We start from the raw sequence: 6000 nt of genomic DNA on the forward strand, positions 1-6000 counted from the left end.
ACATTACGGTCAATATTAAGTGAAAATATTGGGAGCTTTGAGTCCTTACCTAACCCCTATTAGTAGTCCTTCCGAAAACCCTTCAAAACGTTACTACTATTGAATTAGTACCCTACTTCCTAGATTCGGGGGTTCTGGATGGGGGGATTTGCGCCTAAAAACCCCCCATCAAGAAACATCTTCGGTAGGAGTTGAAAGCCCCCCATCAAGAAGCGATAACTTTCTACATTTGTTTCCCTTAATCTTTTTCATTACTGGCACATCAATTCCTATTCTTTTTTATTTCGATCAACATACCTTTAAATTATCGGTTTTGTAGTATCTTATCCGGTGTGTTGTAATAATTCTTTTATAGCAGACATGTTATTAGATTTATTGAGTTTTAAGTAATAGTTAAGGGAGCATAGCATACATAGGATTTAAAGGAGATTTAGTTCACCATAAGTAGATAGATTTATTGCTGTTCTACATTATAAATTGAGCTGTATTATTTATCATTCGTAGTGATTCAATTAGTAACGGTAGGTGAACCCCTTGGTTATCTAAGTAATTTACCATCAATTCAACATGTCTCTTACAACTCTGATTAGACTGTTTTATCCGGATAGGAACGGCAGGAAATGCATTCATTTAAATGATATATGTACGGCATACAGCTCGCTATCGCCAATTGTTTATTGCATTGGTTAGAACACAAGCAACATAAAACTGTTTAATGAGATTCACTACTACTAAATTTTGTATTCGAAACTGAAAACCTACCTTTATCATGTATACGCATGATGAAGGTTTAGTGTTAATAAAACCGTGAAACGCCAATAAACGTTGATAAATCAACATTTATCGTGTGTACATATGAAAAGCCTCTCATGTGTACACATGACAAAAATTTTAGTGTTAATAAAACCGTAAAACGCCAATAAACGTTGATAAAACAACATTTATCATGTGTACATATGAAAAGCCTCTCATGTGTACACATGACAAAAACTTTAGTGTTAATAAAACCGTAAAACGCCAACAAACGTTGATAAATCAACATTTATCATGTGTACATATGAAAAGCCTCTCATGTGTACACATGACAAAAACTTTAGTGTTAATAAAACCGTGAAACGCCAATAAACGTTGATAAATCAACATTTATCATGTGTACACCTAAGAAAGGATATTTAATAATATATGGTACTAGGTTTATAGCCGAAACAATAGATATAATCATAATTATTATTTTAGAGAAAATATCTGATATATTAGCACTATAAACATTATTAGTGGTTAAAAGCTAAAGGGGAGAAACAATCCTGTGCCGATTTAGGCCTATTTGGAATATTCGCTAGTGGAAAAAACAATAGCTACAACAAGGAAATAAATTTAGCTAAGGTTTCTATTTAACCTTGATTTTAAAGTTATCTATGAAATAGGGAATTATAATGATTAAAAGCCGGCCCTTTGAAATATAAGGTGTTTTGGTGTTCTATTGTTACTTTCATTCAATATTAACGTCTACTGTAAATAAAGGGGTGAGTACAATTAAAAAGATCTCTGTATTAATTATTATTGGACTGATTATGATAGGGATATTTATTTTTGAACCGTTTCGTTCAGAACCACCTACACCAAACGTAACAATAGGAGATGTTAAGATTCCTACTACACAAGGTTCGTATTGTTGGGAGGGGATACTTTCAGTTCAGTGTGTAGATAAGGCTTATACAAGTTTGTTTGATATGGCAAGTACGCATAACCCAACAGTTGTATCACCTAATGAAAAAATAAAAATTGAATTTAAGAAAAAACCCATTGATGGAACAATGAAGGTAGAGCAATGGGTAGATGAAAACAATATACAAAAAGTTGAAGTGAAAAATGGCTCAATTGTGGTTCCTAAAGAAAAAGGTGTGTATGTATATAGTGTAGTATCTGATTGGAAGCAAGGAGACGGGAATTATGCCTTCTCAGTAGAAGTAAAATAAATAGACCTTTCTTAAGCTAACAGGTGCTTAGTTCAACATGAATTTTGAGATGTGCCCAAACATCGCTTTGGGTGCGTTTTGCTCTTTGATTTCTGTATAATTGCTAGTAAAAGAGGTGTGTTTGGGAATGAAAAAAATTAACATGTCCATCGTTTTAAATATAATCATGATTATATTTTTACTAGCAACGTTCTATTGGCAATATGACCAACTGTTTGTGACTAGAATTACTCTAGTAGTCTTTGCACTAATTTACTTGTTATTTGAAGTTAAGAAGGAATACATTTCGAAAAATAAAATGGTATTTATTATTTTTAGTGCCATTAGTTTAATTTCAATAATAATTAGTATTATTATTGACAATTCTTCAGTAAATAACGTTCCAAGCGATAGAGATTATCTTATCCCAGTATTTACTTTTACCCTTATCGTTATTATGTATAAAGATTTTTATGCAAAAAAACAATAAGCTGTGCTTTTATTTAATATCTAGTATTCACTGATTTCATTATACAAATCCATACAAAATAACGTTCCCAAATCAAAGCTTGGGAACGTTCGATCCAGCAGCTAATACAAAGTGTTAGCTGTGATAACACAAATAGAACGCTAATCGAAGTAGGTGAGATAAAAGTGAAGTTTAAATATTATCTGAGTGGAATTGGATGGTCTACCTGTATTGTTGAAGTCAATGGACAGGTATTAGAGTTTAGGGCAAGTTATTTATCTGATAGTTTAGATGATTTTCTAAGGTCACTAATGCTCTTAAACTCCTTGTGTGTCCCGAAAGGGGAAATAATGAGTAAAACTGTGTGTGAATGGGAAGGCGAACCAGCAAGAATTGTTTGGTCTTTTGAATTAAAAGAAAATAATATACTGAAAATAACTGCGGTCTATTATGAAGATGAATTCGACAAAAATAACACTAAAACACTTATTAAAACAGAATACCCATATGATGACTTTTTACTGATGGTGTTAATAGAAATAGATGCTTTAATAAAAAGAAACGGATTTATTGGTTACAGAGAAAAGTGGTATGATTTTGATTTTCCTTTAACTACTTTTTTAAAGCTAAAAAAGTATATAGTTCAAAAACAAAACTACCCTATACAAGAAGTACAAGGGACATTTGATACAGAGATAAAAAGTAACTTAAAATATGATTTAGAATTGCTGTTGCTAGAAATAAATAAGCCTTCTTAAGATAACTGGTGCTTTGGCATATCAAGGATTTATAGAGTATACAAAATCAACCCAATAAACGTTCCCAAATGCAAGTTTGGGAATACATCAAAAATCCATGAACGTTGTTATATCAGCGTTTGTGGATTTTTGATTGGTACATTGTTTATGCGTTATTTTATACACTTTTACTAAAAGGTAATACTGACAATGGTTTGAGCGTGTTTATGAGAATGTTTCATCTTGTTGATGTTGTATAAATTCGTGCATATTCTTAATCAGGGAAATACTTAAAATTTGAGACAGCGTTTGAAAGCAAAGTAGAACAGGTGATTTATGCAATTTTCGAATATGTAAGAAACTGTTAAAATTATGTATTTGATTGTTTTTTCTATTTACTAGTGGAATTCCTTTGATAAGAAGTAAATAAGCGATTTGACAAAAATTCAGCTCTTAGTCTGCATTGTGGTGGAAACCAAATAAGTTCTCCACCTATTGTTGTATCAGATATATCCGATATAAACTTTATATTCGATGTATCAGACATAACATATCGCCTCCTCTCACACATACAAATCGTAAACCCGCTAAAATCCTTTATAAATCGTTCTAGAAATTAAGACATATCAGATATAACCAGTATGTAGTCCAGCGAATAAGTACGTAAACATTGGAAATGCTAACAGGATTATTGCTCTAAAAGCTCAATTAGCGTATTAAAAGTGAAAAGCAAGTCTAGGATAAATGATACTCCTAGACTTGCTTTTCTTTGCTTTACAGCACTCGTAAATTGCCTTTTGTGGCGCGTAGAGCACTGGTAGTAACACTAACGCTGCCAATAATTAAATTTGATAGAAAATTGTTGTCTAGATTCAATACAGTCAAAATACTTTGGTCGATAATGCCTAACATAATAATAACCATGAGTATTAACACGTTAGAATGAGACGAATTTTATTTTTATATCGTCGATACAGGACTTAAAATTGGACAACTTTTATAATTACTTTTAGACACTTAATAATTCCAGCACCTGCGGTTATTCTATTAAATTTGGATTTGATTCAGATATAACTATTCCAGGAAGTTGATTTTCAGCATTTACTGGTGATTCCAAAGCAAAAATTATAAATCCAATAAGTAACATGAATAAAACGCTAATTCTTTTTTTCTTAGTCATATTTAAAGGTCCTCCCAATGTAATATTTTATAATTTTTATAGGATATAGATTTTTCAAAGTATTCACTAGCTTGCTTATACTTACCATTTAACTTTAATAATTCAGCTACTTTAATACCATATTTATAAGTATGACGGTAATCTTTTATGTCTTCGAAGTATTTTATGGCAGAATTCAAAAATTTAAGGTCATTAAATTGGAGAAATAGTTGCTTGTATATATTGAAATGATAATAGTATGATTGTAAATTTTTTTTATTTTCAATAAGCTTTAAACCTTTTTCCAACCATATTTGCATATTGTTTTTATCCATTTTTCGTGAGTAAACTTGAATTATGGAAAAAATAGTTAATAGTTGATCTTCTACATCTACTTTTAAATCTAAACTATTCAAATAATACTCAAGGGATAAGTTTAAATCTCCTATTGCGGCAGTTACTGATCCCAGATTTTGATAGATAATAGCATTGTATTTTTCATTATTTGACTCCATCGAAAATTTTAGCGCTTTTAAATAAATTTCTTGAGATTTATTAAGATTTTGAACTTTTTGATATGATATTCCTTCAACTAATAAGCATTCAATAACTCTAGTAAACATCAAATTATCAATAAAGTAGTTAGTTGAAAGTTTAATTTCATTAATACTAGCTAAATATTGATTATTAGCTAACTTAGCTAGGGCATTCATATAATTTAAATCAGCCTTTTCAAAATCATCAAAGTATCTTTGAGGATAAATCAGAATTGTTTGATCAAAAATTAAGCTGGCTAATTCATAATGATGGTTATGGTAATGGTGTATTGCCATACATTTTTTATATAAATACAATTGTAAGTTATCTAAATCAGATTCTTGATTGTTGAAAAGTGAGAGTTCTCTTTCTATTTCTGGTGAAGTTTTATGTAGCATTAATAACATATTCAACACTACTAACTTGTAATCACAGTATGCAGTTCTAGAAGAATAGCGAGATTGTTTTTTTAGTAAATCATTATATTTCTCTTGCGTAAGCTTAATTGATTTTAGCCTTCTTACTTCTTCATATATCTCCAATAACTCCTTTCGATAATCGATATTATCAATTGAATTTTTTTCAGAAATATTTATTTTTATATTTAGTCTCTCTAGTAATAAACTTAAAATTTCTGAGCTAGATTCAACTTGATTATTTTCTATTTTACATAAATAAGATGGAGAACATATCCCTTTAGCTAAGACCCCTTGTTTCATTCCTTGCTTTTTTCGTTCGTGCTTTATAATATTTCCAATCATTTTTCCGCTCCCTTTCATAAAAACATAAATTTTAAGAAATTTTTAAGGTTTTATAGGAGTTTTCAAGAAGATTTCCGCAATCCATTTCCCAACATTTTTTGGTATATTTTCCATCTTTTTAATATTAACATTATTTTACATAAAATGCTTTTTGTTAAGTTTGTTTTATTGATTATAGATTCGAAAGTTTACTTTCGATTTATAATATAAAAATTTTAAAAATTTGAAGGAGGAAGAAAGATGAAAAAGCAGTTATTAGCATCAGGATTGGCATTATCAATATTGGTAGGAGGCGCAGGCTTAAGCTCAAGTTCAGTAGGAGCAGCTCCAATTAATGAAAAAGCGATTACAATTGAGAATTCATTAAAAGACGATGAAGTGC

The 6000-nt window shown here is 30.2% G+C and carries 5 protein-coding genes; 3 read left to right on the forward strand and 2 right to left on the reverse strand.

The features are described 5' to 3' along the window. Positions 1-1523: 1523 nt before the first annotated feature. The 3 genes from M3166_RS18420 to M3166_RS18430 all read left to right on the forward strand — a co-directional run bounded on the left by M3166_RS18420 (position 1524) and on the right by M3166_RS18430 (position 3182). Entirely contained in the window at positions 1524-1976 is a 453-nt protein-coding gene (locus tag M3166_RS18420) for a hypothetical protein (RefSeq protein WP_251691651.1), read from the forward strand. A 127-nt stretch (positions 1977-2103) separates the two neighbouring features. Then, a complete protein-coding gene (locus tag M3166_RS18425) occupies positions 2104-2445 on the forward strand; it encodes a hypothetical protein (protein WP_251691653.1) in 342 nt (113 codons plus the stop codon). 164 nt (positions 2446-2609) lie between these two features. Beyond that, entirely contained in the window at positions 2610-3182 is a 573-nt protein-coding gene (locus M3166_RS18430) for a hypothetical protein (protein WP_251691655.1), read from the forward strand. A gap of 1018 nt (positions 3183-4200) precedes the next feature. Here the strand turns inward: M3166_RS18430 and M3166_RS18435 are convergent. Both M3166_RS18435 and M3166_RS18440 read right to left on the reverse strand, forming a co-directional pair. After that, a complete protein-coding gene (locus M3166_RS18435; RefSeq protein ID WP_251691657.1) occupies positions 4201-4341 on the reverse strand; it encodes a hypothetical protein in 141 nt (46 codons plus the stop codon). Positions 4342-4343: 2 nt separating this feature from the next. After that, positions 4344-5618 carry a helix-turn-helix domain-containing protein gene (locus M3166_RS18440; protein WP_251691659.1) on the reverse strand — a complete coding sequence of 425 codons (1275 nt, stop codon included), beginning with the start codon at positions 5616-5618 and terminating at the stop codon, positions 4344-4346. Positions 5619-6000 lie beyond the last annotated feature (382 nt).

It is taken from the genome of Solibacillus isronensis, from assembly GCF_023715405.1.
In the GTDB taxonomy this organism is placed as follows: domain Bacteria; phylum Bacillota; class Bacilli; order Bacillales_A; family Planococcaceae; genus Solibacillus; species Solibacillus isronensis_B.